The sequence below is a fragment of the Luteibacter aegosomaticola genome (assembly GCF_023078475.1).
Classification (GTDB): Bacteria; Pseudomonadota; Gammaproteobacteria; order Xanthomonadales; family Rhodanobacteraceae; genus Luteibacter; species Luteibacter aegosomaticola.
Window position 1 is genome coordinate 5,042,712 of the sequence record NZ_CP095741.1, and the last position, 26,173, is coordinate 5,068,884.

31 protein-coding genes are annotated in these 26,173 nt (G+C 65.2%); 17 read left to right on the forward strand and 14 right to left on the reverse strand.

The genetic code is table 11. The features are described 5' to 3' along the window. The first annotated feature begins 38 nt into the window (after positions 1-38). The 5 genes from L2Y96_RS22610 (at position 39) to L2Y96_RS22630 (ending at position 7,422) form a co-directional block, all read left to right on the forward strand. On the forward strand, positions 39-1,535 hold the full coding sequence (locus tag L2Y96_RS22610) for a glucoamylase family protein (RefSeq protein ID WP_247330760.1): 1,497 nt from the start codon (positions 39-41) through the stop codon (positions 1,533-1,535). After that, on the forward strand, positions 1,535-2,818 hold the full coding sequence (locus L2Y96_RS22615; RefSeq protein ID WP_247330761.1) for a sugar ABC transporter substrate-binding protein: 1,284 nt from the start codon (positions 1,535-1,537) through the stop codon (positions 2,816-2,818). Before L2Y96_RS22610 ends, L2Y96_RS22615 begins: the two co-directional genes overlap by 1 nt. After that, positions 2,815-3,693, forward strand: a complete 879-nt coding sequence (locus L2Y96_RS22620; RefSeq protein WP_247330764.1) for a carbohydrate ABC transporter permease — start codon at positions 2,815-2,817, stop codon at positions 3,691-3,693. Before L2Y96_RS22615 ends, L2Y96_RS22620 begins: the two co-directional genes overlap by 4 nt. Further along, the gene (locus L2Y96_RS22625; RefSeq protein ID WP_247330766.1) at positions 3,690-4,511 is read left to right on the forward strand and encodes a carbohydrate ABC transporter permease; all 822 of its coding nucleotides are present in this window, start codon (positions 3,690-3,692) and stop codon (positions 4,509-4,511) included. Before L2Y96_RS22620 ends, L2Y96_RS22625 begins: the two co-directional genes overlap by 4 nt. Positions 4,512-4,623: 112 nt before the next feature. Continuing rightward, positions 4,624-7,422, forward strand: a complete 2,799-nt coding sequence (locus L2Y96_RS22630) for a discoidin domain-containing protein (RefSeq protein ID WP_425492486.1) — start codon at positions 4,624-4,626, stop codon at positions 7,420-7,422. A gap of 55 nt (positions 7,423-7,477) precedes the next feature. Here L2Y96_RS22630 and L2Y96_RS22635 read toward each other — a convergent pair whose 3' ends face one another. The 10 genes from L2Y96_RS22635 to L2Y96_RS22680 all read right to left on the reverse strand — a co-directional run bounded on the left by L2Y96_RS22635 (position 7,478) and on the right by L2Y96_RS22680 (position 14,918). Continuing rightward, positions 7,478-7,858, reverse strand: coding sequence for a hypothetical protein (locus L2Y96_RS22635; protein ID WP_247330769.1), 381 nt, complete (start codon positions 7,856-7,858; stop codon positions 7,478-7,480). Between the two features lie 161 nt (positions 7,859-8,019). Continuing rightward, on the reverse strand, positions 8,020-8,850 hold the full coding sequence (locus L2Y96_RS22640; protein ID WP_247330771.1) for a pirin family protein: 831 nt from the start codon (positions 8,848-8,850) through the stop codon (positions 8,020-8,022). Between the two features lie 125 nt (positions 8,851-8,975). Continuing rightward, on the reverse strand, positions 8,976-9,647 hold the full coding sequence (locus L2Y96_RS22645) for a YecA/YgfB family protein (protein ID WP_247330773.1): 672 nt from the start codon (positions 9,645-9,647) through the stop codon (positions 8,976-8,978). Beyond that, a complete protein-coding gene (gene xth / locus L2Y96_RS22650; RefSeq protein ID WP_247330774.1) occupies positions 9,644-10,411 on the reverse strand; it encodes an exodeoxyribonuclease III in 768 nt (255 codons plus the stop codon). Before xth ends, L2Y96_RS22645 begins: the two co-directional genes overlap by 4 nt. Before the next feature lie 60 nt (positions 10,412-10,471). Next, positions 10,472-12,520, reverse strand: a complete 2,049-nt coding sequence (locus L2Y96_RS22655) for a M3 family metallopeptidase (RefSeq protein WP_247330776.1) — start codon at positions 12,518-12,520, stop codon at positions 10,472-10,474. A gap of 106 nt (positions 12,521-12,626) precedes the next feature. Further along, on the reverse strand, positions 12,627-13,166 hold the full coding sequence (locus L2Y96_RS22660) for a gamma carbonic anhydrase family protein (protein ID WP_247330778.1): 540 nt from the start codon (positions 13,164-13,166) through the stop codon (positions 12,627-12,629). A 71-nt stretch (positions 13,167-13,237) separates the two neighbouring features. Continuing rightward, the gene (locus L2Y96_RS22665) at positions 13,238-13,543 is read right to left on the reverse strand and encodes a hypothetical protein (RefSeq protein ID WP_247330780.1); all 306 of its coding nucleotides are present in this window, start codon (positions 13,541-13,543) and stop codon (positions 13,238-13,240) included. A gap of 113 nt (positions 13,544-13,656) precedes the next feature. Further along, entirely contained in the window at positions 13,657-13,944 is a 288-nt protein-coding gene (locus L2Y96_RS22670) for a hypothetical protein (protein ID WP_247330782.1), read from the reverse strand. A gap of 62 nt (positions 13,945-14,006) precedes the next feature. After that, on the reverse strand, positions 14,007-14,297 hold the full coding sequence (locus L2Y96_RS22675) for a hypothetical protein (RefSeq protein ID WP_247330784.1): 291 nt from the start codon (positions 14,295-14,297) through the stop codon (positions 14,007-14,009). Between the two features lie 87 nt (positions 14,298-14,384). Then, entirely contained in the window at positions 14,385-14,918 is a 534-nt protein-coding gene (locus L2Y96_RS22680) for an energy transducer TonB (RefSeq protein WP_247330786.1), read from the reverse strand. 140 nt (positions 14,919-15,058) lie between these two features. On the opposite strand from L2Y96_RS22680, the gene L2Y96_RS22685 reads away from it, so the two are divergent. After that, positions 15,059-15,673 carry a LysE family translocator gene (locus L2Y96_RS22685; RefSeq protein ID WP_247330788.1) on the forward strand — a complete coding sequence of 205 codons (615 nt, stop codon included), beginning with the start codon at positions 15,059-15,061 and terminating at the stop codon, positions 15,671-15,673. A gap of 50 nt (positions 15,674-15,723) precedes the next feature. After that, a complete protein-coding gene (locus tag L2Y96_RS22690; protein WP_247330789.1) occupies positions 15,724-16,026 on the forward strand; it encodes a hypothetical protein in 303 nt (100 codons plus the stop codon). Between the two features lie 2 nt (positions 16,027-16,028). Here L2Y96_RS22690 and L2Y96_RS22695 read toward each other — a convergent pair whose 3' ends face one another. The 3 genes from L2Y96_RS22695 to L2Y96_RS22705 are packed head-to-tail and all read right to left on the reverse strand — an operon-like array spanning position 16,029 to position 17,730. Further along, entirely contained in the window at positions 16,029-16,289 is a 261-nt protein-coding gene (locus L2Y96_RS22695) for a YkgJ family cysteine cluster protein (RefSeq protein ID WP_247330791.1), read from the reverse strand. Beyond that, positions 16,289-17,125: a shikimate dehydrogenase gene (gene aroE, locus L2Y96_RS22700; protein WP_247330793.1), complete on the reverse strand. Its 837-nt coding sequence runs from the start codon at positions 17,123-17,125 to the stop codon at positions 16,289-16,291. The genes L2Y96_RS22695 and aroE overlap by 1 nt, the downstream gene beginning before the upstream one ends. A 56-nt stretch (positions 17,126-17,181) precedes the next feature. Further along, positions 17,182-17,730: a lipocalin family protein gene (locus tag L2Y96_RS22705; protein WP_247330795.1), complete on the reverse strand. Its 549-nt coding sequence runs from the start codon at positions 17,728-17,730 to the stop codon at positions 17,182-17,184. An 80-nt stretch (positions 17,731-17,810) separates the two neighbouring features. Here L2Y96_RS22705 and L2Y96_RS22710 point away from each other — a divergent pair, with 80 nt between their 5' ends. After that, positions 17,811-18,053 (forward strand): hypothetical protein, encoded by a 243-nt coding sequence (locus tag L2Y96_RS22710; RefSeq protein ID WP_247330797.1) that lies wholly within the window; start codon positions 17,811-17,813, stop codon positions 18,051-18,053. 18 nt (positions 18,054-18,071) lie between these two features. On the opposite strand, the gene L2Y96_RS22715 is transcribed toward L2Y96_RS22710, so the two are convergent. Then, on the reverse strand, positions 18,072-19,556 hold the full coding sequence (locus L2Y96_RS22715) for a RimK family protein (protein WP_247330799.1): 1,485 nt from the start codon (positions 19,554-19,556) through the stop codon (positions 18,072-18,074). Between the two features lie 216 nt (positions 19,557-19,772). Between L2Y96_RS22715 and L2Y96_RS22720 the strand changes: the two genes are divergently transcribed. From L2Y96_RS22720 to L2Y96_RS22760, 9 genes are all read left to right on the forward strand, one after another. Beyond that, on the forward strand, positions 19,773-20,243 hold the full coding sequence (locus L2Y96_RS22720) for a GNAT family N-acetyltransferase (protein WP_247330801.1): 471 nt from the start codon (positions 19,773-19,775) through the stop codon (positions 20,241-20,243). Between the two features lie 44 nt (positions 20,244-20,287). Beyond that, positions 20,288-20,557 carry an LPS translocon maturation chaperone LptM gene (gene lptM, locus L2Y96_RS22725; RefSeq protein WP_247330802.1) on the forward strand — a complete coding sequence of 90 codons (270 nt, stop codon included), beginning with the start codon at positions 20,288-20,290 and terminating at the stop codon, positions 20,555-20,557. Between the two features lie 7 nt (positions 20,558-20,564). Beyond that, positions 20,565-21,392, forward strand: coding sequence for a diaminopimelate epimerase (gene dapF, locus L2Y96_RS22730; protein ID WP_247330803.1), 828 nt, complete (start codon positions 20,565-20,567; stop codon positions 21,390-21,392). A gap of 58 nt (positions 21,393-21,450) precedes the next feature. Then, positions 21,451-22,137, forward strand: a complete 687-nt coding sequence (locus tag L2Y96_RS22735; RefSeq protein ID WP_247330805.1) for a DUF484 family protein — start codon at positions 21,451-21,453, stop codon at positions 22,135-22,137. After that, a complete protein-coding gene (locus L2Y96_RS22740; RefSeq protein ID WP_247330807.1) occupies positions 22,134-23,045 on the forward strand; it encodes a tyrosine recombinase XerC in 912 nt (303 codons plus the stop codon). Before L2Y96_RS22735 ends, L2Y96_RS22740 begins: the two co-directional genes overlap by 4 nt. Positions 23,046-23,113: 68 nt before the next feature. Then, positions 23,114-23,647 carry an ATP-dependent protease subunit HslV gene (gene hslV, locus L2Y96_RS22745; protein WP_247330809.1) on the forward strand — a complete coding sequence of 178 codons (534 nt, stop codon included), beginning with the start codon at positions 23,114-23,116 and terminating at the stop codon, positions 23,645-23,647. Positions 23,648-23,652: 5 nt separating this feature from the next. Continuing rightward, entirely contained in the window at positions 23,653-24,990 is a 1,338-nt protein-coding gene (hslU, locus tag L2Y96_RS22750) for an ATP-dependent protease ATPase subunit HslU (RefSeq protein ID WP_247330811.1), read from the forward strand. 54 nt (positions 24,991-25,044) lie between these two features. Continuing rightward, the gene (locus tag L2Y96_RS22755; protein ID WP_247330813.1) at positions 25,045-25,662 is read left to right on the forward strand and encodes a hypothetical protein; all 618 of its coding nucleotides are present in this window, start codon (positions 25,045-25,047) and stop codon (positions 25,660-25,662) included. A 128-nt stretch (positions 25,663-25,790) separates the two neighbouring features. Further along, complete coding sequence (locus tag L2Y96_RS22760) at positions 25,791-26,144, forward strand: gamma-butyrobetaine hydroxylase family protein (RefSeq protein WP_247330815.1); 354 nt, start codon at positions 25,791-25,793, stop codon at positions 26,142-26,144. Positions 26,145-26,173: the final 29 nt, after the last annotated feature.

A 26,173-nucleotide genomic window follows, 5' to 3' on the forward strand; every position in this document is an offset into this window, starting at 1 on the left:
CGCGCTAGCCTCGATGACACCCAAGGACCCTCCCCGCGATGAAGCCGACCACTCTCAAGCGTCTTTCCCTCGCCCTCGGCGCCCTGCTGGCCTGTGCCGCCCCCCTTGCCATGGCGAAGGAGAGCGCGAAACACCCAGGCAAAGCCAAACCCACGGCCACGGCCCAGCGGCTGGACAAGGACCTCCATCCCGTTCCGCCGATGATCGCCGACCTGGAGAAGCGCACCTTCCAGTGGTTCTGGGATAGCGGCAACCCCGAGAACGGCCTCATCCCCGACCATTACCCGACCAACTCCTTCGCCTCGATCGCCTCGGTGGGCTTCGGCCTCACTGCGTATGGCGTCGGCGTGGAGCGTGGCTACATCACGCGCGACCAGGCGATCGACCGCACGCTGGCCACGCTGAAATTCTTCAACGAGTCCGCGCAGAACGATTCGGAAGACGATGCCACCGGCTTCCACGGCTTCTACTATCACTTCCTCGACATGCAGACCGGCAAGCGCTTCGCGCGCTGGGTGGAAGTGAGTTCGGTGGATACCACCCTGTTGCTGGGTGGCGTGCTGTTCTCGCAGAGCTACTTCGACCACGACACGCCGAAGGAAAAGGAAATCCGCGACCTCGCCGACCAGATCTACCGCCGCGTGGACTGGACCTGGCTGCAGCACAACGCGCCGCTGATCAGCATGGGCTGGACCCCGGGCGGCAAGACCATCCCGCACGACTGGGAAGGCTACAACGAAGGCATGATGGTCTACATCATGGCGCTCGGCTCACCGACCCATCCGGTGGGCGAGGATGCCTGGGCCGCCTGGACGAAGACCTATGACAAGACCTGGGGCGCGTTCCACGGCCAAACCTTCCTGAACTTCGCGCCGATGTTCGGCCACCAGTACAGCCACACGTGGATCGATTTCCGCGGCATCAACGATGCGTGGAACCGCGAGAAGGGCCTGGATTATTTCGAGAACAGCCGCCGCGCCACGTATTCGCAGCAGGCCTACGCCGTCGCCAACCCGGGCGGCTGGACCGGTTACGGCAAGAACATCTGGGGCCTCACCGCCTCGAACGGCCCTGGCGGCCTGATCATCAAGCAGGGTGACAAGGAGCGTACCTTCCAGGGCTATACCGCGCGTGGCGCCGGCCTGGACTACATCTCCGATGACGGCACCATCGTGCCGACGGCCGCGGGTGGCTCGATCGCCTTCGCGCCGGAGATCGTGATTCCCGCGCTGGAAGAGATGAAGAAGAAGTACGGCCAGTACATCTACACGAAGTACGGCTTTGTCGATGCCTTCAACCTCAGCTTCGACACGCGCACCGACCTGCGCACCGGCCAGATCGTGCCGGGCTTCGGCTGGGCCGATACCGTGCACCTGGGCATCGACCAGGGCCCGATCGTGCTCATGATCGAGAACTACCGCAGCGAGTTCGTCTGGAACGTGATGAAGAAGAACCCGTATATCCGCAAGGGCCTGCAGCGCGCCGGCTTCACCGGTGGCTGGCTGGATGCCGAGACGGCTACCAGCCTGTGGTGATGCGCGTTGCCCGGGTAGGTCTTACCGCCGCGCTGGTGTTTGCCGGCGCGGCGTTGTCCTCGTGCGCGAAGGAGCCTGCGGGCACGCGCACGCTTGAGTTCTGGACGATCGGACGCGAGGGCGAGGCGGTCCAGAAGCTGCTGCCCGAGTTCGAACGCGAACACCCGGGCCTGCACGTTTCCGTGCAGCAGCTGCCACTGACCGCCGCGCACCAGAAGCTGCTCACCGCCTATGCGGGCGACTCCACCCCGGACATCACCCAGCTGGGTAATACCTGGGTGCCCGAGATGGTGGCGCTCAATGCGCTGGAGCCGCTCGACACTCGAGTGAATGCGTCGAAGGTGGTCGACAAGAACGATTACTTCCCGGCCATCTGGTCCACCAATGTCATCGACGGCGCGCTGTACGGCGTGCCCTGGTATGTGGACACACGTCTGCTGTTCTACCGCAAGGACATGCTGGCAAAGGTCGGTTACGACCACCCGCCGCGTGACTGGGCCGAGTGGCAGGCCATGATGGCGAAGATCGCGCAGCCGAAGGGCAAGACGTACGGCGTGCTGCTGCCGACCAATGAGTTCGAGCAGCTGCTTGCGTTCGCGTTGCAGCAACCCGAGCCGCTGCTGCGCGACGGTGGCCGTTACGGCAACTTCCGCAGTGCCAGCTTCAAGAAGGCCCTCGCGTTCTACGTGTCGCTGTTCAAGGAACAGCAGGCGCCGATGATGACCAATGTCGGCATCGGCAATCCGTGGGCCGCATTTGGCCAGGGCTTCTACGCGTTCTACCTCTCGGGCCCGTGGAATATCGCCGAGTTCCGCAAGCGGCTGCCGCCGGAGCAGCAGGGCGACTGGGCCACGACGCCTCTGCCGGGGCCCGATGGTCCTGGCGCCTCGAACGCCGGCGGCTCCAGCCTCGTGATCTATCGCAAGTCGAAGCACAAGGACGATGCGTGGGCGCTCATCGAGTTCCTCTCGCGCCCGCAGATCCAGGAGCGCTTCTACCAGATCCTCGGCGACATGCCGCCGCGCCGCTCGTCGTGGGAATCCCCCGCGCTGCGCGATGACGACAAGGCCACGGCGTTCCGCCACCAGCTCGAACGCGTAAAGGCCACGCCGCCTGTCGCCGAGTGGGAACGCATCGTAACGGAGATGCAGCTGGTGGCTGCGCAGGCCGCGCATGGCGATCTCACCATCGATCAGGCCGCTGCTGAAATCGACCGCCGTGCCGATCGCCTGCTGGAGAAACGCCGCTGGATGCTCGACCACGGCCACAAGGCAAGCCCATGAACACGACCCGCGCCGCCTGGCTCTTCATCACCCCCGCGCTGATCATCCTCGGCCTGTTCTTCCTGTTGCCGGTGGTCGCGGCACTTGTGCTGTCGGTCACCGATTTCGATCTCTACGCGCTGGCTGATATCCGCAACCTGCGTTTCGTGGCGCTCGAGAATTACTGGCTGCTGCTGCAGCGCCCGTTGTTCTGGTCGGCGCTGGGTCACACGGTGTACTTCGTAGTGGTCGGCGTGCCGCTCTCGCTGGGCGCGTCCCTTGGCGCGGCCATGCTGCTTAATTCACCGTTGGCCCGGTTCAAGCCCTTCTTCCGCACCGCGCTGTTTGCGCCCGTCGTGACGACCGTGGTGGCCGTGGCGGTGATCTGGCGTTACCTGTTCAACACCAAGTACGGCCTGATCAACTACGCGCTGGATTCGATCGGCATGCCGACGGTGGACTGGCTGGGCGATCCGCACTGGGCGATGCCGACGATCATCCTGTTCGCCGTGTGGAAGAACTTCGGCTACAACATGATTATCTTCATGGCCGGCCTGCAGGCCATTCCGGCGGATCTCTACGAAGCGGCGCGCATCGATGGCGCGTCGGCGTGGGCGCAGTTCCGCCATATCACGCTGCCCATGCTGAAGCCGACCATGCTCATGGTGAGCATCCTCACCGTGTCCGGTTACTTCCAGCTGTTCGCCGAGCCGTATGTGATGACCGAAGGCGGCCCACTGCAGAGCACGACCTCGGTGCTGTACCTGATGTACGAAGAAGGCTTCAAGTGGTGGAACCTGGGCTCGGCATCCGCCGTGGCCTTCATCCTGTTCGTGATCATGTTCGCGGTCACCGCCGCAATGCTTCGCCTGTCGAAGCGGGGAGAGCCGGCATGAGCCCGCGTATCGCCAAGGCCATCATCAACGGCTTGCTGTTCGCGGCCGCCGCCATAGCGATTGCGCCGCTGTTGTACATGGTCTCCGTGTCGTTCATGACACAGGGTGAGGCCAGCTCGCTCCCGCCGCCCGTGTTGCCGACGCATGCCACGCTGGCCAATTACCGGCAGCTGTTCCTCAACGCGGGCATGGGCCGTTACCTGTTCAACAGCCTGCTAATCTCTACATCGATCACCGTGATCTCGCTCGCGTTCAACCTGATGGCTGGGTACGCATTTGCCAAGCTGGAGTTCAAGGGTCGCGCGCGACTGTTCCAGCTGCTGCTTGGTGCGCTTGTGATTCCCGCGCAGGTGGCGATGCTGCCGTTGTTCCTGCTGCTGAAGTACATGGGCCTGGTGAACACCTACGGCGCGATCATCGTGCCGGCGCTGGCGACGATCTTTGGCGTGTTCCTCGTGCGCCAGTACGCGAGCGGTATCCCCGATGACCTCATGGAAGCGGCGCGCATCGATGGCGCCGGCGAGTTCCGCATCTTTGCGACCATCATCATGCCGTTGCTCAAGCCGATCATGGTGACGCTGGCGATCTTCACCTTCCTCGCCGCGTGGAACGATTTCATGTGGCCGCTGATCGCGCTTACCGGGCAGGAGCACTACACGCTGCCCATCGCACTGGCCTCGCTGTCGCGTGAGCACGTGCAGGATAGTGAGCTGATGATGGCGGGCTCGGTGGTTACGATCCTTCCGGTGCTTGTTCTGTTCCTCGCTTTGCAGCGCTATTACCTCGAAGGCTTGTTGCTCGGCAGCGTCAAAGGTTAAGTCTATGGCAGCCCCCTGTAGGAGCGCGCTTGCGCGCGGCATCTTTCGCCCCAACGCGACAGGCCCTGTGGCTCTTCGGCGAAGGGCGTCGCCCACAGGGTGGGCTCCTACCATGAGGGGATCGCGTGCAAGCACGCTCCTACAAGGGCTGGTCTTGCTTTTTGTCGCGTCGAGCGCGGGGGCGACGACGCTGGATGCGTTCGATAGCGTGAGCGGTTGGCGGGCGACGCATACCGATGATGTGTCGGCCACCTTGCGTGCGGTTCCCGGCAAGACCGGGAAGGCTATGTGTCTTGCGTTCGATTTCAACGGGGTCTCCGGCGCGGCGTCGATCCGTAAGACGCTGCCCGTGGATTTTCCCGCGGGTTTCGCGCTGAGCTTTGACGTGCGCGGCGACATGCCGGCGAATACCTTGCAGCTGAAGCTGATCGACGACACCGGCGATAACGTCTGGTGGTTCCAGAAGGCGGGCTTCGTGCCGCCGAGTCAATGGCAGACGGTGGAAGCGAGCAGCCGCCAGGTGGAATTCGCCTGGGGGCCCGTGAAGGATCGCACCTTGCGGCACACGCGCGAGGTGGAGTTCGTTGTCTACAAGGAAGCCCAGCCGGGCATGGGTCCGGACAAGGGCGAGGTGTGTTTCGACAACCTTACCCTGGTGCCGCGCCAGCCCGAGGCGGTTCTGGTGCCACCGCCCACGCCGAATGCTGTCTTTGAACAGCGTGCAAAGGCCGTGCGACGTGGCCTTTATCCACGCGGCTTTTCCGGCGAGCAGTCGTACTGGACGATCGTGGGCGTGGATGGCGGGAGTCGCGATTCGGCGCTGATGTCCGAGGATGGCGCGGTCGAAATCACTCGCGGCAGATTTTCCATCGAGCCGTTCCTGCTCGACCGCGGCAAGCTGGTGACCTGGGCCGATGTCACCGCAACCCAGTCGCTGCGCGATCGCTACCTGCCAATGCCTTCGGTGGCGTGGCGCAAGGACGGACTCACGCTGGTCACGACCGCATTCGCCCAGGGTAAGCCGGGTGCCTCGGAGTTGGTGCTTTCCTATCGGGTAGGCAATGACAGCGATGCGGCGCGCGACGTCACCTTGCTGCTCGCCGCGCGACCGTTCCAGGTGAATCCGCCGACGCAGTTCCTCAATGCGCCCGGGGGCATCGCGACGATTCGTGACCTTCGTTGGGACGGGGCCGCGTTGACCGTCAATGGTGCGCGTAAGGTCATCCCGTTGCAGAAGCCTGCGGATGTCATTGGTTCGGCGAATCTGCCGGCGATGTTGATGGAGCGGGTGGAGGGTGGGGCGCCGCTTGGGAGTCTTTCGTTGGGGGCTGTCGCGCGCAAGCGCGCTCCTACGGGGATGTCGCAAGCCTCGGGTGACGTGGCGCTGCATGATGACTCGGGGTTTGCGCAGGGGGCGTTCGTTTATCCCGTGCACGTGCCTGCGCATGGGCACGTCGACCTGGGTCTCGTGGTACCGGTACGCCAGGATGATGTCGTGGCGATGCCGGCCGATGCTTCCGCGTGGCTGTCGACGCATGCTGACGCCGTGGCGGCCGCCTGGCGCGAGAAACTGGATCGCGTGGATGTGCGGGTGCCAGCGGTGGCGCAGGCGATCGTCGACACGATGAAGAGTGGCGTGGCGCAGATCCTGATCTCGCGTGACGGACCCGCCCTGCAGCCCGGCACGCGCTCGTATTCCCGGACGTGGGTGCGCGATGGCGCGATGATGCTGGAGGGGTTGCTCCGCACCGGGCACGAGGATGTCGCCCGCGAGTTCATCAACTGGTACGCGCCGCATCAGTTCTCGAACGGCAAGGTGCCTTGCTGCGTCGACGCACGCGGCTCCGATCCCGTACCTGAGAACGATAGCCATGGCGAACTGATTTTCAGCGTCGCGGAGCTGTGGCGGTACACGCACGATCGCGCCGCGGTCGAGGCGTTGTATCCGCATGTCCGCCGCGCCGTTACCTACATGGACGCGCTGCGCGACAGCGAGCGCACGCCGTCACGCCTGGACGGCCCCGATCGTGCGCTCTACGGATTGATGCCGGCATCCATCAGCCACGAGGGTTATTCGGCGAAGCCGATGCACTCGTACTGGGACGACTTCTGGGCACTGAAGGGCTATGACGATGCAGCGGAACTCGCAACGGCGCTAGGCCAGGGCGAGGATGCCGCACGCTTTGGGGCATCGCGCGATCAGTTCCGCGACGACTTGCACGCCTCGATCGAAGCGGCGGTGAAGGCCCGCGGGATCGACTTCATCCCGGGTGCCGCCGAGCTCGGCGATTTTGATGCGACCTCGACCACCATCGCGCTGTCGCCGGGTGGCGAAGGTGCGCGCCTGCCGAAGCCGTTGGTCGAGCGGACGTTCGAGAAGTACTGGGAGGCCTTCGTTGCGCGCCGCGATGGCACGCTGGCGTGGGAGGACTACACGCCGTACGAAGTCCGCACGATTGCCACGTTCGTCCGCCTCGGCTGGCGGTCGCGGGTGAATGACCTGCTCACCTTCTTCTTCGCGGACCGCCGTCCGGCGGCCTGGAACCAGTGGGCGGAGGTGGTCGGCCGCGATCCGCGCAAGCCACGCTTCGTCGGCGACATGCCCCACGCGTGGATCGCCTCGGATTACGTCCGCTCGGCGCTCGATCTGTTTGCCTACGATCGCGACGCCGACCAGGCCGTCGTTCTGGCGGCTGGCGTGCAGCCTGCCTGGCTCGAAGGCGAAGGCATCGCGGTGCACGACTTGCGCACGCCGTACGGCAAGCTGGGCTACACGCTGAAGGTCACGAACGGCCAGGTAACGCTGACGCTCACCCAGCCCATCGATCCACCCGGCGGCCTCGTCCTCTCACTCCCCTCTGGCGACATCAAGATCCCAAAGGGCAAAACCAAACTAACAACGCCCCTGTAGGAGCGCGCTTGCGCGCGATCGGATCTGGCGATACATGCACGAGGGCGCACTTACGTCAGTGCGTCACCACCCGAGTGCGCAACAGCGCATCCACGGCCTGCTGCCATTCCGTCGAGCCCGGCGAAGCCTGCGGCGCTTCCTGGCCTAGCTTGGCGTTCACGGCCGCTTCCCATGCTGGGGTATTCGGCTGGGGGCCATGGCCGTCGTCGCTCACATTGAGGGTCTTGTCGACCCACGCGAACCAGTCGGCCGTGCCGAGCGCCGCGGTTGCGGGCGAGGTCTTGCCCGGTTCGGCGGACGTCGCTGCTGCCTCCGCGGAACCCGCGGGCGCTGAGGAGGGCGCCGCCGTCGATTGCGGCGCCGGCGGTGCGGCCGGGGAGCACGCCGCGATGATCAGGGCAGCTGTCAGGGGAACCACGGTGAGGAGAAAGCGCATGGGCAATGAAGGCCTCGCGAATGCGAATGGCCTCAAGCCTACAAACCCATTCCAGTCCGAGACTTAAACGGGCGGGGGAACTTCTCGAGCTTGTTCAGGCTCGCTTGTAGGAGCGCGCTTGCGCGCAATCGTGCGCAAGCGCGCTCCTACAAGAGCCGGGGTCAGAACTTGCCAGCGCGGAAGTCGGCGATGGCCTGGTGGATCTGGTCGGGGCTGTTCATCACGAACGGGCCGTAGCGGGCCACCGGTTCGGCCAGCGGCCGGCCGGCGACCAGCAGGACGCGGGCAGGCTCTGTCGCGGCAAAGGCCACCGTCTCACCCTTCGACAAGACTGCCAGCTCGCCACGTGTCACTGACTGCCCGGCCACGTTCGCCGCCTGGCCATCGAACACATAGGCGAAGGCGCTATGACCCTCGGGCAGCGCCAGCTCGAACGCCGCGCCAGCCTCAAGCGCGATATCCAGATACACCGGATCGGTCGCGATGCCAGAGACCGGACCCTTCGCGCCAGCCAGTTCGCCTGCGACCACCTTCACGGTGACACCGGCCGCGGGTTGCACCACCGGGATGTCCGACGGCGGGATGTCTTGGTAGCGGGGCGCGGTCATCTTGTCGGCGGCAGGCAGATTGACCCACAGCTGGAAGCCCCACATCAGGCCTTCTTCCTGCTGCGGCATTTCCGAATGGATGAGGCCGCTGCCCGCGGTCATCCACTGGACGCTACCCGGGCCGAGATCGCCGGTGTTGCCCTTGTTATCGCCGTGGCGCATGCGCCCGGCGAGCATGTAGGTCACCGTTTCGAAGCCGCGGTGCGGGTGGTCAGGGAAGCCTTCGATGTAGTCGCCGGCCTGGTCCGAACGGAATTCGTCCAGCATCAGGAACGGATCGAGCATGTCGAGGGCTGGCTGGCCGATCACGCGCTTGAGTTTCACGCCGGCGCCGTCGGCGGTATCCATGCCGCGGACGCGGCGGACGATGCTGCGGGTAGTCATGGTGGGCTCCGGGGTGGTCGTGGAATGCGCACAAGATGGCGCGTTCGCGGGCGCCCCGGTAGGCCTGCGCGGTGAACGATGCGTTCGGGGCAGGCCGATCGCGCGGAAGCGCGATCCCGGTTACCTCAGTGCACCCAATGTCCGGCGCGCTGACGCGGCGGGTGTTCCTCGCCTTCACGGCGCGGCTGGGCCATCGCGGCCAGCTCCGCTTCCGTCGGTGCGTTTTCCTGCCAGTAATCCCCAACGGCACGGAGCACCGCGGGCAGCTGCCCCAGGCACTCATCGTATTCCTCGTCGGTAAGCCGTTCGAATTCGGCATCCGCCTGGAGCACGCCTTCATCGACGGCCAGCGCCATGATCGGCCCAAGCAATTGCATCAGTTCCGGATCTTCGGCCAGGCGGGCTTCCCACAGCGACGCACGCATATCGATGCCACGGCTGAAACCTTCGCACCAGCCAGCGGCCGAGAGCATCGGGCCTTCCTCGGTATCGACCTCGCCCAGGATCGGCTCGTAGGCATCCACGTCGAGCTCGGCCGTGACCGAATCGTTGAGCTTGGCCAGCAGCGCCAGCACGCGGTTGCCCTGGTCCTCATCCTCGAACGCGTCGTGGAGTACCTCGTGCAGCCATTCCTCGGGCTTTACCTCGAGCGGGCCCACCGCGACGGCCGAAAGCAGCCCATGCACGCCATCGAGCATGAGATCGCCTTCGTTACCGTGCGTGCGCAGGTACGTATCGAGTTCTTCCAGTTCCTTGTCATCCAGGGAGCTGGGCCATTCGGATTTAGGTACGTTCAAAGCGTTAACTCCAGCGCGACAGGCGCGTGGTCGGACGGTTGCTCCCACTTCCGGGGCACCTTGTCGATGATGGACGAGGTAGCCACGGCCTTGAGCGCATCGCTGATCAGGATGAGGTCGATCCGCAGCCCCATGTTGCGCCGGAACGCGGCTTGACGGTAGTCCCACCAGCTGAAGAGACCGCTTTCTTCACTGAAGAGGCGGAAGCTGTCGTGGAGACCGGTATCAAAGATGGCCTGCAGCGCGGCGCGCTCCGGTGGCGAGCAGAAAATATCCTCGCCCCAGGACGCAGCATCGTACACATCACGGTCGTCGCGGCAGATGTTGAAGTCGCCAAGCACCACGAGTTTCGGGTGCGCTGCGAGCTCTTTCTCTACGAAATCGCGCACCTTCGCCAGCCAGTGCAGCTTATAGGTGTACTTCTCGTCGCCGAGCGCCTTGCCGTTCACCACGTAAAGATTGATGACGCGGACATCACCGACGGTCGCCGCCAGGATCCGCCGCTGCGGATCATCAAGGCCTTCGATATCGGTGACGACATCGGTGAGCGCCTCTTTCGCAAGAATGGCCACGCCGTTGTAGGTCTTCTGCCCCGAGAACACGGAGTGGTAGCCCATCGCGGCGATCTCATCGACGGGGAACTTGTCGTCGGTGAGCTTGGTTTCCTGCAACGCGATGATGTCCGGCGCGGCCTCACCCAGCCATTGCTGGAGGTGGGGCAGGCGGACCTTGAGGGAGTTGACGTTCCAGGAAGCGATCTTCATCGCCCCATTGTAAAGGAAACCCGCGTGACGGCCCGGCGTCAGGCGGGTTTCCAGGGGCGGTCAGGCCAGACCGTAGCTCTTCAGCAGGGCTTCGGGCTGGGGTTCGCGGCCCCGGAAGGCCGTGAACGACGCCAGAGCCGGGCGGGTGGCGCCCACGGACAGGATTTCCTTCCGGAAACGCTCACCGGTGGCGCGATCCAGCACGCCTGCGGCTTCGAACGGCTCGAACGCATCCGCCGACAGGACCTCGGCCCACAGGTAGCTGTAGTAACCCGCCGAATACCCACCCGCAAAGATGTGGGTGAACGCATGCGGGAAGCGCTGCCAGACGGGCGGATGCAGGACGGAGACCTCCTTGCGGACCTCTTCCAACACTTCCATCGGACGGGCGCCGCGGACCGGGTCGTATTCCAGGTGCAGGCGGAAATCGAAGAGGCCGAACTCCAGCTGGCGGACGAGGAACATGCCCGTGTGGAAGTGACGCGCCTTGAGCATGCGCTCATAAAGCTCGTCGGGAAGTTCCTCGCCGGTCTGGTAGTGCTTCGCGAACAGGCGCAGCGCCTCGCGATCCCAGGCGAAGTTCTCCATGAACTGGCTCGGCAGTTCCACGGCATCCCATTCCACGCCATCGATGCCGCCGACCGAGGGCACGTCCACCTCGGTGAGCATGTGGTGCAGGCCGTGGCCAAATTCGTGGAACAGGGTCAGCACGTCGTCGTGGGTGAGCAACGCCGGGGCGCCATCGGTCGGCGGCGGGAAGTTGCAGGTAAGGAAAGCGATCGGCAGCTGCAGATGTTCACCATCGCGGAAGCGCGCTTCGCACACGTCCATCCATGCGCCACCGCGCTTGCCCGAACGCGCATAGAGGTCCACGTACGCGCCAGCGAAGACGGTGCCGTCCGCGTTACGGAGGTCGTAGTAGGCGACGTCCTTGTTCCAGGTGTCGACGTCGTCTCGCTTCGAGAACGTGACGCCGTACAAGCGCTCGACCACGTCAAACAGGCCCTGCACCACCTGGAGTGCGGGGAAGTACGGCTTCAGCTGTTCTTCGTCCAGCGCGTAACGCTCCTGGCGCAGGCGCTCGGCGGCGAAGCCGACGTCCCAGGGCTCGAGGTTGTCGATCTTGAGCGTATCTGTAGCGAACCGGCGCAGTTCCGCGAGCTCTTCGCGGGCGCGCGGGCGTGCTTTCGCCGCAAGGTCGCGCAGGAAATCGAGCACTACCTGCGGCGACGTCGCCATCTTGGTGGCAAGCGATTCTTCAGCCGCGTTCGCGAAACCAAGCAGCTGCGCCGCTTCGTGGCGCAGCGCGATGATTTTCTCGATGCGCTCGGAGTTATCGAACTTGCCCTTGTTCGGGCCCTGGTCCGATGCGCGCGTCTGGTACGCGTAATACACGTCGAAACGCAGGTCGCGGTTCTCGGCGTAGGTGAGCACGGCTTGCACACTGGGTTGCTTCAGCGTGACCAGATACCCCTCGAGGTTCTGCTCGCGCGCGTACTCGCGCAGCACGGCACGGCCGGATGCCGGGATGCCGGCAAGGTCGCGCTCGTCGGTGATGTGCTTGTGCCAGGCCTCGGTGGCGTCGAGCACCGCGTTCGAGAATTCCGTGGTGAGCTTGGAGAGCTCCACGCCGATCTCACGGAAACGCGTGCGCGCCGGTTCCTCGAGGGCAACGCCTGAGAGGCGGAAATCGCGCAGCGCGTGCTCGACCGCGGCGCGGGCAGCCGCCGGCAAGTCGTTGAAATCGCCGCGATCAGCAACTGCCTGGGTCGCGGCGTAGAGCTCGCGATTCTGGCCCACTTCGATGCCATGATCGGTGAGCTTCTCCTCAGCCGCGCCGTGCGCCTTGCGCAAGGCGTCGCTATCGGCAACGGAGTGCAGGTGGCTTACCGGCGACCAGCCGCGGGACAGCGCCTGGTCCAGGCGTTCCTGGGCCAGGATCACGTGGTCAAAATCGCGGGCGGCGCCTGCGGCGGTGATCTGTTCGATGCCGGCACGCTGGTTCGCGATGAGCCGGTCGATGGCAGGCTCGACATGCTCGGGCCGGATGGCGGAAAACGCCGGCAGTTCGCCACTGGGGTCAAGAAGGGGATTGGTGGTGCTGTCCATGGGTGTCTCCTCGTTCGACACCCAGCGTGGTGCCCCCACGAGCCCAAATCAAGCAGTAAGTTAAAGGGCCGCTAAGCCCCTGTTTCGCTTACCCCTGGCGCCCACATTACCCTTCCGACAGGTACGAATCCTTCAACTTCACATAGTTAGCGGCGGAGTAATACAGCTGCTCCACCTGCTTATCGCTAAGCACCCGGACCATCTTCGCCGGGTTGCCCACCCACAATTCGCGCTCGCCGACGACCTTACCCGGCGGCACGAGCGCGCCCGCCGCGACAAAGGCGTTCTTCTTTACGACGGCCCCGTCCAGCACCGTGGCATGCATGCCGATAAGGCACCCATCCTCGATGGTGCAGGCGTGGATGACCGCGCCGTGGCCGATGGTGACGTCGTCGCCAATGATCGTGGGAAACCCGCCAGGGCTATAAGGACCATCGTGGGTCACGTGGATGATGGCGCCATCCTGGAGATTGCTGCGCGCACCGATCCGGATGTGGTGCACATCGCCGCGGGCCACCGCACCTGGCCAGATCGACACATCATCGGCCAGTTCGACATCGCCGATGAGGGTGGCGGCAGGATCCACGTAGACGCGGGCGCCAAGGCGGGGGAGCATGCCCTTGAAGGGGCGGATGTTAGTAGGCATGCCGCGATTTTAGCCCTTGGGAAGGGGCCCTGTGGCGGTACCGCGAACGGCGTCGCGCACAGGGTGCGCTCCTACTGGAACTTTCCGCCGGTGATGTGGCCGGCTTCGTCCCATTGGGGGAAGTAGCGGCTGTTGTTCATGCGGATTTCCATGGTGGTGGGCGTATTCGGCATCACCAGCAGGACGTCGGGGTAGGCGGCCTTGAATTGCTCGGCCGTGGGCTTGGTGGCGATGAAGGCATCGAACGCCTTTTCATCGGTGACGAAGCCTTTGACCGGCGCGGGCGCCGACGGTGTGGTGGCCGGGGCGGTCTGGCATGCGCTGAGGGCAGCGCCGCCAAGGATAGCCATGAAAAAAAGGGTTCCGATGCGGTACATGGGGCAGGCTCCTTGCCTTGGGGGAGCCCGCATCATAGGACACCGTCCAGCGACGAACCATGAACCAGTGCCCGGCAGGCAAAACCCACCGGGCACGGGCTTCGCCTGGGCCTTTAGTGGAAGGAACCGCCCACGATGTGCTGGCGGGTCTCGTCGTAGGTCGGGTACAGGCGGCTGTTGTCCCGACGGATCTCCATCGTCGTGGCGTCACGCGGGCCTACGATGAAGATGCACGGCAGGGCTGCGCGCGCCTGCTCGAGGGTCGGCTTGGTCTTGTGCAGATAGCTAAGCATCGCTTCCGGGTGGTTACGGTCGCAGGCCACCGGAGTGGACATCGCCGAAGCGGCGAACGGGGTGGAACAGGTGATGATGGCCAACAGGCCGAGAACGTGACGCTTCATGGGTAGGCTCCTTGCCTTGAGATGGACGCCCCGTCGTGGGGCGCCCGGGGGATGGTGGCGCGTTAGCGGAACTCGCCACCAATGATGCGCAGACGGGTTTCGTCGTAGTACGGGAACAGACGGCTATTGTCCGTACGCAGTTCACGCGTGGTGACTTCGTCCGGGCCGACGACATGCGTACAGGAGGAAAGCCAGACACGTGCGTGGTCGAGTGTCGGCCGGATCTTCTGAAGCCAGTTCAGCATGGCCTCGGGCTTCGCGCGGTCGCAGCCATAGGTCGCTGGCTTGGCAGCGGTGATGACCGGGGCGCAAAGGGCGATGATGGCCAGCAGGCCGATCGCGTGACACTTCATGGGTAGGCTCCTTGCCTTGATGTCATGGGCGCCCTTCACTGGACGCCCGAACAGCATGTACGACCTTGGCCGACTCGTTCCTGAATATCAGCTTCCGTTTTTCCTACGGATCGCGTCAGCCTTTGCCTCGTCTTCCGCCGTCACGACCTGCTGCTGGGCGTCGAGTTTGGCGCCGAGGATGATCAGCGTGTAGTTGGTCGGGTCGAAGTCGCGGATCAGGGCGATCTCGCGGCGCGCCTCTTCGAGCTCACGGCGGTTGATCTGGCGCTCAATCGTGTTTGAAGCGAAGGGAAGCGTTTCGCGCAGCGCGTCGCTGGCTGTCGCGTTGTTCGCATCGAGCTGAAGAATACTGAGGTAGTACTCATAAGCGTTGTTACCCTGCGGCGCCACCAGCCGGCCTTCCTTCGTGGCGTCGCGAGCCAGTCCGAGAAGGATGGTGATTTCGGGCGAGGAGCTCGTCGCCGCGGGGGGCTCAGGAAGCTGGGTCGGGGCTTCAGCTTCGGCAAGCTGATGTTGCTGGCGAATGGTCAGCACAACGGCTGCCACGAGCAACACGGCTGTGACAGCAACGACGATGATCGCGCGGCGGGGTACCGCGGCGAACCGGGAGGCGGAGATCATGGGGGAATTCCGTAACGCAGCCCGCAACCAGGCCGGCCCCCTGTCGGACGGCCCCTGCGGGCTCGCCATCTTCCCCGGCCTTTGTTGCAACTAGGCGACAGCCGGATCGGGCGGCCCGGACTTGCCGTACCATCGGGCGCATGCTCGATATCCACGCCATCGCTGTCGTGTTCTCCGTCTATATCGTGGGCGTCGTCATTCCCGGGCCCAACTTCGTGGCGGTGGCGCACAAGGCGGCTTCGACGAATACCGCCGATGCGCTGGCGATGGTGGCCGGTATCGTGGTGGTGAACCTGTTTTGGGCCACCTGCTCGATCCTCGGCGTGGGTATCGTGTTCGCCACGTTCCCCTGGATCGCGCTAGCGGTGAAGATCGCGGGCGCCGCCTACCTCATCTGGTTCGGTGGCCGGCTGATCGTGAAGGCAGGGAGCGCCAGCACCGCTCGGGTGAACGAAGGCGGCCCCACCGTCTGGCAATCGTTCCGTGCCGGCATCGCGACCAATATCGCCAATCCCAAATCCATGGCGTTTTTCGCTGCCGTGTTTGCCGCCGCCGCGCCGGCCCACGTGAATGCCCCCACCTTCTTCGGCATGCTCGCCACCGTGGCCGTCGTCGCGTCCACCTGGTACGCCATGGTGGCGGTGTTGTTTGCCACGCCGCGGGTGGCATCGCGGTATCGCCACTGGAAGAAAGGCATCGACCGCGTCTGCGGCTCGGTGATTCTGGCGCTTGGGGTTCGCCAACTGGTTCGCTGAAACGAACGCGTCATTGTGCGAGCCTAGCCTCCGGCTCATGGAGGTGCCCGATGCGTTTCCCGCTCCGCGTCCTTAGTTCCACACTCGCGCTGGCTGCGCTTGCCGGCTGCGCCGCTACGCCCGCCCCTGAAGTCGCCACCCTTCCGCCGGCCGGACCGATCGCGGTCTCCTGCGTCGAAGACGCGATCAGCGATACGCCGTGCCTGGCGGCTGCCCGTCGCGATTGCCCGCGCCCGGCCGTGGATACGATCCATCTGGTGCTCGCGAAGCAGGACGCCGACAAGGCGAGCTACCAATACCGCGCCACGTATTTCTGCCCTTCGACGCAGGGCGCCGTGGCCATGCCCCGGTGAGGTCAGGCGGCGGTCGCGCGCTCCAGCGCCGATAGCCAGGCCACGGCATGCTCCCTATCCGGGCCGCACATGGCGGCTTCCGGCTGAAGCCCACCGCAAACCTTCGGCCGCTCAGGGTGGCCGAAGATCTTGCAGCGGTTGTCATCGCTTAGCTGGATACAGCGGACGCCTGCCGGCTTGCCGTGGGGCATGCCCGGGATGGGCGAGCTGATCGACGGAGCGATGCAGCAGGCGCCACAGCCGGGGCGGCAGGCGAGGGCCATCAGTAGCGCTGGCGAAGCTCCCGGTACACCGGGTCGGTGTCCGGGCGCTGGCCGTGCCAGCGTTCGAAGGCGTCGGCGGCCTGTTCCACCAGCATGCCCAGGCCATCGCGGAACCAGTCGGGACGCACACCTGCAGCCACGGCCCAGCCCTTGAAGCCGGCCGCAGCCGCGCCGTAGCAAAGATCGTAAGCGGTCGAGTGGTCCTGCACGATGGACATCGGCAGGTCGAAATCACCGCCGGTGACGCCGATGGACGTGGCGTTGACCACGAGGTCGAAGCACTCGCCTTCCAGGCCATCCCAATAACGGGTGTGGCAACGCGCCGGTTCGCCAATGGCGTCGGCGATCTCGTCGGCCCGCTCGGGCGTGCGGTTAGCGATGGTCAGGGTCTGCACACCGGCATCCATCAGCGCCCAGGCCACGGCCTTGGCCGCGCCGCCGGCACCGAGGAGCAGGGCATCGTGGCCACGCAGGTCGAAACCATGGCGTTCGGTGATATCGCGGACGAAGCCGCCACCGTCGGTGTTGTGGGCGGCGATTCGGCCATCGGGCAGGCGGGTGAGCGTATTGGCCACGCCCGTGCGCATGGCGGCTTCGCTGCGCTCATCCGCCAGGGCAAACGCGGCGTGCTTGTGCGGCAAGGTGACGTTGGCACCCACGCCACCTTCGGCGAAGAAGCGGCGAACGGCGGCCTCAAACTCGGCCGGCGCGGCATCGATCGTCGTGTATTCAAGGCGGATGCCCAACTGCCTCGCGAACGCCGCATGGATCTCGGGCGAAAGCGAATGCGCGATCGGGTGGCCAAATACGGCGAAACGTTGCGCTTCAGCGCTCATGGATGCTCCTGGCTAGGCGCCGGACCGCATGCCCGACGAGGCGATTCTACCAAGGCCTAGAGGTAATCCGGCTTGCCGACGTCATCCGGCCGCTGAGGTACCTTGCGCATCTTTTCCACCGGGAAGCCCTGAGCCCGGGCCACGTCCAGCAAGCGCCTGTACACGGCGTCGTCGATCACCGGGTCCTTCGCCAGCACCCAAAGCAGCTTCCGCGAGGGCAGCCCCACCAGGCTGACCCGGTAATCGTCGGAAAGGGCGAGGATCGAGTAATCGGAGCGGAACGGCCACAGAAGCTGGACCTTCCAGCGGCTCGGGTCCTTCGGGTCCGGCAACCAGGCCTTGCCGTGCCAGCGTTTGGCTGGCTGATCGAAGCCTTTCCGGTAGTGGTACCAGTTGTCGATGCTGCCATCCGGGCGCAGGCGGTATTCGTCGGCGGTGGCCACCTTGCCGCGTTCGAACATGTTGGGCAGGGTGCCGATGACGTACCAGGTGCCCATGTAGCGGGGAAGGTCGACGTGCTCCACCGTTTTGAGCGGTGCATCCACGGCACACCCCGCGGCGGCGACACCGACCATGAGAAGCACTGCGGCAGCGAAGCGTTTCATGAGGGCAGGCTGCGACGACGAAGGTCAAGACGCGGTCAACGGTCGCGGTCCGTGAGACGGGGGAGCGTCAGGATCCAGCCATGCCATCCTCCAAGGAGCCCTCCATGCACGACATGCTGACCCCGCGCCGTACCGTTGCCCTGATCGCCCTGGCCTGGCTGGCCGGCGGGATGCTGTTGCTGCTGCTGACCCCGCTTTCCGGGCGCAGCGATGCGTTGGGCTGGACGCCGGTGTTCTGGTTGCTCCTGGCACCGATGAGCGTGCTCGTGACGCTTAAGCCGCGGCTTCCGCTGGATTTGCTCGCGAGCCTGATACGCCGCTGAGTTGCCGCAAGGCGGCCGTTAGGGCTGGATTCCCAAGCGCTTCATCTCAAGCCGGCGGAGAAACTCCTGCATGATGCGCAGGTACAGGTCTTCGCCGAGATACGCGTCTTCGACACCCGCATCGATCGACGGATTGTCGTTGACCTCGATCACCACCGGCCGGTCGCCGACCTGCTTCAGATCCACGCCGTAGAGCCCATCACCGATGGTCTGCGTCGCCTTCAGCGCCAGCTTCACCACATCGGAAGGTGCCTCGCGCACGGGCACGGTGCGGAAGCCACCGGATTTCGCCGTGCCCTTCGCACCGTGGTTGTAGATCTGCCAGTGGCCGCGCGACATGAAGTACTGGCACGCGTACAAGGGCTCGTGATTCAACACACCGATACGCCAGTCGAATTCCGTGTACAGGTATTCCTGCGCGATGAGCAGCGCGCTATGCGCGAATAGTTCCGCTGCGGCCTTTTCCAACGCCTCGGGTGATTCCACTTTCACCACGCCACGCGAAAACGAACCATCAGGAATCTTGAGCACGATGGGCAAGCCAAGCCGCTCGGGCAGGTCGCGCAGGCGGCGAGTGTCGTCGCGGTAGAGGATTTCGGTCTTCGGTGTCGCGAGTTTGCGCGCGACCATCAGATCGTTCAGAAAGATCTTGTTCGTGCAGCGCAGGATCGAGGTGGGGTCGTCCATCACCACCATGCCTTCGCGTTCCGCGCGGTGGGCGAAACGGTAGGTGTGGTTATCGCTCGCCGTCGTTTCACGAATAAACAGGCCATCGTACTCGGCGAGGCGCTGGTAATCGTTCTTGCTGATCGGGTCGACCTCGATACCGAGGTGCTTGCCCGCTTCGATAAAGTGCTTCAACGCCTTCTTGTTCGAAGGCGGCATGGCCTCGTTCGGATCCACGAGCATCGCGATGTCATAGCGGTACTGCTTGCGCGCGCGAGGGCGGCGCCAGATCTTCCGCGAGAACTTCTCCAGCGCGGCGGCGAACGCGTCTTCCTGGGCATCATCAAGCGTGTGCAGGCCCACGGGCTTCACCGCGGAGATCTGCCAGATGCGCTCGCGCTCGAATTCGATCCGCATGAGCGGGCACGGGAACAGGTCGAAGATCTGCCTCGCAAGATCCTGCAGGTCAGGGTAGGCGGTTTCGCCGAAGTACATGAGCACGCCGAAGTCCGTCGTATCGCGGCCGCGGGCGGGCAGGAAATTCTCGAGCTTCTCGTTGAGATCCTCGATCTGCAGGCCATACAGCGAGCGGCGGCGCAGGTCGTTCACCGTGCGCACGGACGGGATGACCTTGTGCCCGCGGGCCTCGGCCAGCAACGAAACGTAGTAGCCCGTGCCCAGGTATTTGTAGCTGCGGCACAGGTTGATGACGTGGGTACGCTCGTCGTCACCGCCGATGGGCTCGCGGAGGTAATCCATAGCGCTCACGACATCGGCGGACGGGTAATACGAGCCCCAGTCCGAGGCTTTTTCCACGACGATGACGAGCCGGCTCATGTGACCTCGATTCCACGGCGGATACCTGGATCGACCCCGCCCGGGGCCGAATGTTCGCCGGTGGCGCAGTGTGTTCCGCGCGGTGCCGCCGCACAAGGCGGCACGCGGTCGGTTCAGGGGCGGATTAAGGAAAAAGTCATTGATCCGTCGCGCGCACGGGTCTACAGTGCCGCGCTTGCCCCGCCCCCCACCCTTCGCGCCGGAGTCTCCAAGCGCATGCGTCCACCCCCGGTAACCGCCGCGGTACGCGTCCGTCGCGCCGAGGTCAGTGATCTCGACGATCTGGTCGCCCTCGAAGAGGCGACCTTCGACACCGACCGCCTCAGCCGCGCCCAGTACCGCAAGCACCTCGATAGCGAAACCGCACAGGTGCTCGTCGCCAGTGCGAACCACCGCCGCTTCCTCGGTACGGCGGTCGTGTTCTACCGCAAGGGCACCACGGTAGCGCGCCTGTACTCGATCGCGACCAAGCCGCAGGCGCGTGGCAAGGGCGTTGGCTCCGCGTTGATCGAAGCGGCTGAAGAGGCCGCCCGCCTCCGCGGCTGTCGCGCGCTGCGCCTGGAGGTCCGCAAGGACAATGGCGTTGCCATCCGCCTGTACGAACGCATGGGCTACCGGCACATCGGCGAGTACGCGAAGTACTACGGCGATGGCGCCGACGCGCTGCGCCTCGAGAAGGCGCTTTGAGGCCACCGGGGGCTATACTGGCCGCCGTTTCCGGGAAGACGCCCATGCGCCGACTGATCCTGCCGCTCGTCCTCGCCTGCGCCGCCGCAGCCAGCCTCGAAGGCTGTGGCCAGAAGGGCAACCTGTTCATGCCCCCACCGCCCGCACCAGGTACGACGGCAAAGCCGGCCACGGCACCGCCGCAGGGCCACCAGGGCCAGTCGCTGGAATCGGCCACCAGCCCGAAGGTGGAACCCGCGCGCGCTTCAACGGTGGACTTGCCGACCCCGGCAAGCACGTCGATGACCCCGTACAACCCCATCATCCACCAGTAACGCCGCCATGCCGTCACGCTTTACCAAGATGCACGGGATCGGCAACGACTTCGTGATCGTGGATTGGCGCGAGGACGCCGGGCGCGTGCCCAACGCCGCCCGCATCAAGGCCCTGGCCGATCGCCACACGGGCATCGGTTTCGACCAGCTGATCAGCATTGAACCCGCGCGTGACCCCTCGGCGGCGTTCTATTACGGCCTGTGGAATGCCGACGGCTCGCCCGCGGGCCAATGCGGCAATGGCGTGCGTTGTGTTGCGGCCTGGCTCTACCGCGACGGCGTGATCGAGCGCGACGTTCCCGTCCGCCTCGAAAGCCCGTCGGGCCCGGTCGTGGTCAGGGTGCTGAACGAGTCGACCGTCACGGTCGACATGGGCGAACCCGATTTCGATCCGGCCCACATCCCCCTCGACCATGCACCGCATGCGACGTACACGCTGCAGGTCGCGGGCGAAGAGGTGAGCTTTGGCGCGGTTTCGATGGGCAACCCGCACGGCGTGGTGTTCGTCGACGACCTCGCCGATCCGCGCGTCGATCGCCTTGGTCCCCTTCTTACCACGCACCCCATCTTCCCGCAGGACGCCAACATCGGCTTCGTCCAGCGGGTCGCCGCCGATCGGCTGAAGCTGCGCGTGCACGAGCGCGGCGCCGGCTGGACCCAGGCCTGCGGTACGGGTGCCTGCGCTGCCGCCGCGGTCTCGCAGGCGCTGGGCCTGGCCGCCCCCAAGGTGGCGGTCGAGCTGCCGGGCGGCACGCTCGATATCGAATGGCACGGCCCCGGCCACACCCTGTGGATGACCGGCCCGGCCGCGTTCGTGTTCGAAGGCGAAGTGTGACGCGAGCGCGCGAACACGGCACACTCGACGCCAGAGCATGACGAAGGAAAGCAGCACCATGACCGACACCGCGATCGACGGCGATATCAAGCCAGCCACCGTGGCGTCGTACCTGCGGCGGCATCCCACCTTCCTCACCGATTATCCCGAGCTGGCCAACGAGCTCACGCTTCCCAGCGCCAACGGCCCCGCCGCGTCGCTGGCCGTGCACCAGCTACGCACGTTGCGCGAGAAAAACGCCGAGCTCGAAACCAGGCTGCGCGACCTCGCCAGCATTGCCGGTGACAACGAGAGCCTGATGCGCCGCGTCCACGGCTTGATGCTCGCCCTGCTTAGTGCCGGCGGCATTGAAGAGACCGTACGCAGCGTGGTGCGCCGGCTGACCGACGATTTCCAGTCCGAACGGGTGCGCCTGGTGTTCTTCGGCGATCTGGCCGGCCTGCCCGACGAGCCGTGGCTGCTGCGCGAACCGCGCGGATTGGCCGGCCTGCCGGAGTTCGCTTCGTTCCTTGAACACGCCGACCCCGTAGCCGGGCGGCTCGCCCCGGACAAGCTGCACCGCCTGTTTGGCGATGCCGCGCCCGACGTGCGCTCCGCGGCCCTGATGCGGATCGGCCCGGATGCCCTGCTGGCCATCGGCAGCGCTGATGCCGACCGGTTCCATCCCGGCATGGGCACGCTGTTCCTCGACATGATTTCCACCACCGTCGGCTCGGCGATCGAACGGGCCCGGAAGGCCGCGTGAGCCCGCGCGAGGCCGTTGAGGCCTTCCTGCGGCATTTCTCAGCCGAACGGGCGCCCTCGGCGCACACGCTGGCCGCCTACCGCCGGGATCTCGAAAAGCTGCTGGTGTTCATGGAAGCCGAAGGCATGGGCTCGTTCGACGAGCTCAGCCCCGATCGCATGCGCACCATGATCGCTCGGGCCCACCGTGGCAGCGGCAAGGGCAAGGACGATGGGCTGCAGCCTGCGAGCCTGCAGCGGCTGCTCTCCGCCTGCCGCACCCTGTTCCGCTACCTGACCCGGGAAGGCCAGCTGGCCCACGACCCGGCTGCTGCCGTGCGGGGTCCCAAGGTGCGCCGGAAACTGCCCGTGGTGCTCGACGCCGATGAAGCCAAGGAGCTCGTCGAGACAAACCTGGGCGGCACGCTCGCACCTCGCGATAGCGCGATGATGGAGCTGTTCTACTCAAGCGGCCTGCGCCTTTCGGAGCTCTGCGGGCTGCACTGGGGTGATCTCCAGCTCGATGAAGGCATGGTTCGCGTGCTCGGCAAGGGCAACAAGACACGCGTGCTCCCGGTGGGTCGGTTTGCCGTCCAGGCGCTCCGTGCCCTGGCTGCCCTGGGCGGTGCGGCTCCGGAACAGGCGGTCTTCAAGGGGCGCGATGGCGGCCCGATCAGCCCGCGCACCGTCCAGGCCCGGATGGCCAAGCTCTCCAGCGGCCACGCCAAGCGGGTGCACCCGCACATGCTTCGTCACACCTTCGCGAGCCACATGCTGGAATCCTCGGGCGATCTTCGCTCGGTACAGGAGCTGCTGGGCCATGCGGATATCGCCACCACCCAGATCTACACCCACCTGGATTTCCAGCATCTGGCCAAGGTGTACGACGCCGCCCACCCACGGGCGAGGCGAAAGCCTACAAAGCCCTGAGGCATTCGCCGGGGTTGCCACGTGGCTGGGCCGGCCCCATTTCTGCGGTCTCCCACAAGGAATCCCCCATGGAATCGATGCACGCAACGACCATCGTCTGCGTCCGCCGCGGCGACAAGGTCGTCATCGGCAGCGACGGCCAGGTGACCCTCGGCAACACGGTGATGAAGGCCAACGCCCGCAAGGTGCGCCGGCTGGGCCGCGGTGATGTGCTGGCCGGGTTCGCCGGTGCCACCGCCGATGCCTTCACCCTCTTCGAGCTTTTCGAGGAGAAGCTGGTGAAGCACGGCTACAACCTCACCCGTGCCGCGGTGGAAATGGCCAAGGAATGGCGCACCGATCGCCGCCTCGGCCGCCTCGAAGCCATGCTTGCCGTGGCGGACAAGGATGCCTCGCTGATCATCTCCGGCAACGGCGACGTGCTCGAGCCCGAGCACGGGCTTATCGCCATCGGCTCTGGCGGCCCCTACGCACAATCCGCCGCGCTGGCCCTGCTGGAAAACACGGAGATGGATGCCCGCACGATCGCTGAAAAAGCGCTCAAGATCGCCGGTGATATCTGCATCTACACCAACCACAACGTTTCGATCGAAGAGCTCTGAGCCCGATGTCCGAACTGACCCCCCGCGAAATCGTCAACGAACTCGACCGGTTCATCGTCGGCCAGCAGGACGCCAAGCGCGCCGTGGCCATCGCCCTGCGCAACCGGTGGCGCCGCATGCAGCTCGAACCGGGCATGCGCGATGAAGTGACCCCCAAGAACATCCTCATGATCGGCCCCACCGGCGTGGGCAAAACCGAGATCGCGCGCCGCCTGGCGACGCTCGCCAACGCCCCGTTCGTAAAGGTCGAAGCCACCAAGTTCACCGAAGTGGGCTATGTGGGTAAGGATGTGGAGTCGATCGTCCGCGATCTGGCCGATGTCTCCTACAAGCTCGTCCGCGAGCAGGCCAAGTCACGCGTGAAGAGCCAGGCCGAGGATGCCGCGGAAGATCGCCTCCTCGACGCCCTGCTGCCGCGCCGCCAGCCGTCGGGCTGGGACGATACCGGCGCCAGCGCCCCCGCCATCGATAGCGATACCCGCCAGAAGATGCGCAAGCAGCTGCGCGAAGGCGCCCTGGACGACCGCGAGATCGAACTGGATTTCGCCATGAACGTGGGCGTGGAGATCATGACCCCGCCTGGCATGGAAGAAATGAGCCAGCAGCTGGGCAAGATGTTCCAGAACCTCGGCGGCCAGAAGTCGCAGAAGCGGAAGATGACCATCCGCCAGGCGCGCCCCCTGCTGGTCGAGGAAGAGGCCGGCAAGCTCATGAACGATGACGAGTTGCGGGCCCGCGCGGTCGATAGCGCCGAGCAGAACGGCATCGTCTTCATCGACGAGATCGACAAGGTTGCCCAGCGCTCCGAATGGGGCGGTGCCGGCGTCAGCCGCGAAGGTGTGCAGCGCGACCTGCTGCCGCTCGTCGAGGGTTCCACCGTCTCGACCAAGTACGGCCCGATCAAGACCGACCACGTGCTGTTCATCGCCTCGGGTGCGTTCTCGCTGGCCAAGCCGTCGGATCTCATCCCCGAACTGCAGGGCCGCCTCCCCATCCGTGTGGAGCTGAATGCGCTGTCGGTGGACGACTTCAAGCGGATCCTGCGCGAGCCGAACAACGCCCTGACCAAGCAATATGTTGCGTTGCTCCATACCGAGGGCGTCACCCTCGACTTTACGGAGACGGGTATCGACCGCCTGGCCGACGTGGCCTTCCAGGTCAACGAGCGCACCGAGAACATCGGTGCCCGCCGCCTGCACACGGTCATGGAGCGCCTGCTGGAGCGGATCTCGTTCGAAGCGGCTGACAAGTCCGGCGAAAAGTACGTGATCGACGCCGATTATGTCGATAAAAACTTGTCTTCGCTCGTCAAGGACGAGGACCTGAGCCGCTACATCCTCTGAACTTACATCCTCTAAACACCGGAGGGGCCTCCCTCCGGTAAACTATTGACCACTATGGGCAAGGTTATCCAACTCAAAACGAACGGCCAGCGGGCGTCCCTGCGCGAAGCACAGGACAACGGCCAGCTCGTTCGCATCTGGCGCGGCGAACTCGAACACGGCAGCTTCTGCGGCTACGTGGGCGGGGTCGGCCGCGAGTACTTCCTTTTGTGGGTCATCGGCGACGGTGTCAGCTACGACGGCATGTACATCATGCGGCACCGCGACATCTCCGAATTCGAGGCACCCGACAAGCACGCCGGCTTCCTCGAGAAGGCGCTCGCGCTGAAGGGCATTGCCCCGACGCCGCCCGCCGACTTCCCGCTCGATGACATCACCCAGGTGGTGAAGGCTGCCGCGGCGCATGCGCCGGTCATCGGGGTGCACGTCGATAGCGAAGACGAAGCCGAGGTCTGCTACATCGGCCGCCTCGTCAGCGTCGAAGAAGAAGGCTTCAACATGCAGGAGATCACCCCCGATGCGGAATGGCTGCGCGAGCCGTCGTTCTTTAGCTGGGATGAGGTCTCCACGGTAAGCATGGAAGACGCTTACGCCACCTCGCTCCTGGCCGTGGCGGGCGATCCGCCGCCGCTCGAGCAGGGCACCGGCGGCGGCTTCGGCCACGCCCCCTGAGAGAACCACCTCGTCGTAGGAGCTCACCCTGTGAGCGACGCCGTTCGCGGCATCGCCACAGGGCCTGATGGATCATCGCGAAAGATGTCGCCCACCCTGTGGGCTCCTACGAATGCTCAAAGGCTCCAATGAACCGCCCGCGCCCCCTCGATATCACCTTGCACCAGGCCTCGCGCGTTCTCGAGGTGAGTTTCGACAACGGTGAGCAGTTCCGCCTGCCCTACGAATACCTGCGGGTGAATTCACCCAGCGCCGAGGTGCAAGGCCACGGCAAGGGTCAAAAGGTGCTGGTCGCGGGCAAGCGCAACGTGGGCATCGAGGCTATCGAGCCTACCGGCCACTACGGCATCCTCATCCGCTTCGACGATGGCCATGCCAGCGGCATCTTCGGCTGGAACATCCTGTACGACCTCGGCCAGGCCTACGAGAGCGCCTGGCCTGCCTATCTCGCCGAACTCGAGGCCAAGGGCCTTTCCCGCTGATGAAAGCATGCGCATGAAAGCATCGTGCG

Excerpts from the sequence above, each read along its gene's own strand:
- L2Y96_RS22610 (WP_247330760.1), top strand. The coding sequence starts at position 39 with ATGAAGCCGACCACTCTCAAGCGTCTTTCCCTCGCCCTCGGCGCCCTG.
- L2Y96_RS22615 (WP_247330761.1), top strand. The coding sequence starts at position 1,535 with ATGCGCGTTGCCCGGGTAGGTCTTACCGCCGCGCTGGTGTTTGCCGGC.
- L2Y96_RS22620 (WP_247330764.1), top strand. The coding sequence starts at position 2,815 with ATGAACACGACCCGCGCCGCCTGGCTCTTCATCACCCCCGCGCTGATC.
- L2Y96_RS22625 (WP_247330766.1), top strand. The coding sequence starts at position 3,690 with ATGAGCCCGCGTATCGCCAAGGCCATCATCAACGGCTTGCTGTTCGCG.
- L2Y96_RS22630 (WP_425492486.1), top strand. The coding sequence starts at position 4,624 with ATGAGGGGATCGCGTGCAAGCACGCTCCTACAAGGGCTGGTCTTGCTT.
- L2Y96_RS22635 (WP_247330769.1), bottom strand. The coding sequence starts at position 7,858 with ATGCGCTTTCTCCTCACCGTGGTTCCCCTGACAGCTGCCCTGATCATC.
- L2Y96_RS22640 (WP_247330771.1), bottom strand. The coding sequence starts at position 8,850 with ATGACTACCCGCAGCATCGTCCGCCGCGTCCGCGGCATGGATACCGCC.
- xth (WP_247330774.1), bottom strand. The coding sequence starts at position 10,411 with ATGAAGATCGCTTCCTGGAACGTCAACTCCCTCAAGGTCCGCCTGCCC.
- L2Y96_RS22655 (WP_247330776.1), bottom strand. The coding sequence starts at position 12,520 with ATGGACAGCACCACCAATCCCCTTCTTGACCCCAGTGGCGAACTGCCG.
- L2Y96_RS22660 (WP_247330778.1), bottom strand. The coding sequence starts at position 13,166 with ATGCCTACTAACATCCGCCCCTTCAAGGGCATGCTCCCCCGCCTTGGC.
- L2Y96_RS22665 (WP_247330780.1), bottom strand. The coding sequence starts at position 13,543 with ATGTACCGCATCGGAACCCTTTTTTTCATGGCTATCCTTGGCGGCGCT.
- L2Y96_RS22670 (WP_247330782.1), bottom strand. The coding sequence starts at position 13,944 with ATGAAGCGTCACGTTCTCGGCCTGTTGGCCATCATCACCTGTTCCACC.
- L2Y96_RS22675 (WP_247330784.1), bottom strand. The coding sequence starts at position 14,297 with ATGAAGTGTCACGCGATCGGCCTGCTGGCCATCATCGCCCTTTGCGCC.
- L2Y96_RS22680 (WP_247330786.1), bottom strand. The coding sequence starts at position 14,918 with ATGATCTCCGCCTCCCGGTTCGCCGCGGTACCCCGCCGCGCGATCATC.
- L2Y96_RS22685 (WP_247330788.1), top strand. The coding sequence starts at position 15,059 with ATGCTCGATATCCACGCCATCGCTGTCGTGTTCTCCGTCTATATCGTG.
- L2Y96_RS22690 (WP_247330789.1), top strand. The coding sequence starts at position 15,724 with ATGCGTTTCCCGCTCCGCGTCCTTAGTTCCACACTCGCGCTGGCTGCG.
- L2Y96_RS22695 (WP_247330791.1), bottom strand. The coding sequence starts at position 16,289 with ATGGCCCTCGCCTGCCGCCCCGGCTGTGGCGCCTGCTGCATCGCTCCG.
- aroE (WP_247330793.1), bottom strand. The coding sequence starts at position 17,125 with ATGAGCGCTGAAGCGCAACGTTTCGCCGTATTTGGCCACCCGATCGCG.
- L2Y96_RS22705 (WP_247330795.1), bottom strand. The coding sequence starts at position 17,730 with ATGAAACGCTTCGCTGCCGCAGTGCTTCTCATGGTCGGTGTCGCCGCC.
- L2Y96_RS22710 (WP_247330797.1), top strand. The coding sequence starts at position 17,811 with ATGCCATCCTCCAAGGAGCCCTCCATGCACGACATGCTGACCCCGCGC.
- L2Y96_RS22715 (WP_247330799.1), bottom strand. The coding sequence starts at position 19,556 with ATGAGCCGGCTCGTCATCGTCGTGGAAAAAGCCTCGGACTGGGGCTCG.
- L2Y96_RS22720 (WP_247330801.1), top strand. The coding sequence starts at position 19,773 with ATGCGTCCACCCCCGGTAACCGCCGCGGTACGCGTCCGTCGCGCCGAG.
- lptM (WP_247330802.1), top strand. The coding sequence starts at position 20,288 with ATGCGCCGACTGATCCTGCCGCTCGTCCTCGCCTGCGCCGCCGCAGCC.
- dapF (WP_247330803.1), top strand. The coding sequence starts at position 20,565 with ATGCCGTCACGCTTTACCAAGATGCACGGGATCGGCAACGACTTCGTG.
- L2Y96_RS22735 (WP_247330805.1), top strand. The coding sequence starts at position 21,451 with ATGACCGACACCGCGATCGACGGCGATATCAAGCCAGCCACCGTGGCG.
- hslV (WP_247330809.1), top strand. The coding sequence starts at position 23,114 with ATGGAATCGATGCACGCAACGACCATCGTCTGCGTCCGCCGCGGCGAC.
- hslU (WP_247330811.1), top strand. The coding sequence starts at position 23,653 with ATGTCCGAACTGACCCCCCGCGAAATCGTCAACGAACTCGACCGGTTC.
- L2Y96_RS22755 (WP_247330813.1), top strand. The coding sequence starts at position 25,045 with ATGGGCAAGGTTATCCAACTCAAAACGAACGGCCAGCGGGCGTCCCTG.
- L2Y96_RS22760 (WP_247330815.1), top strand. The coding sequence starts at position 25,791 with ATGAACCGCCCGCGCCCCCTCGATATCACCTTGCACCAGGCCTCGCGC.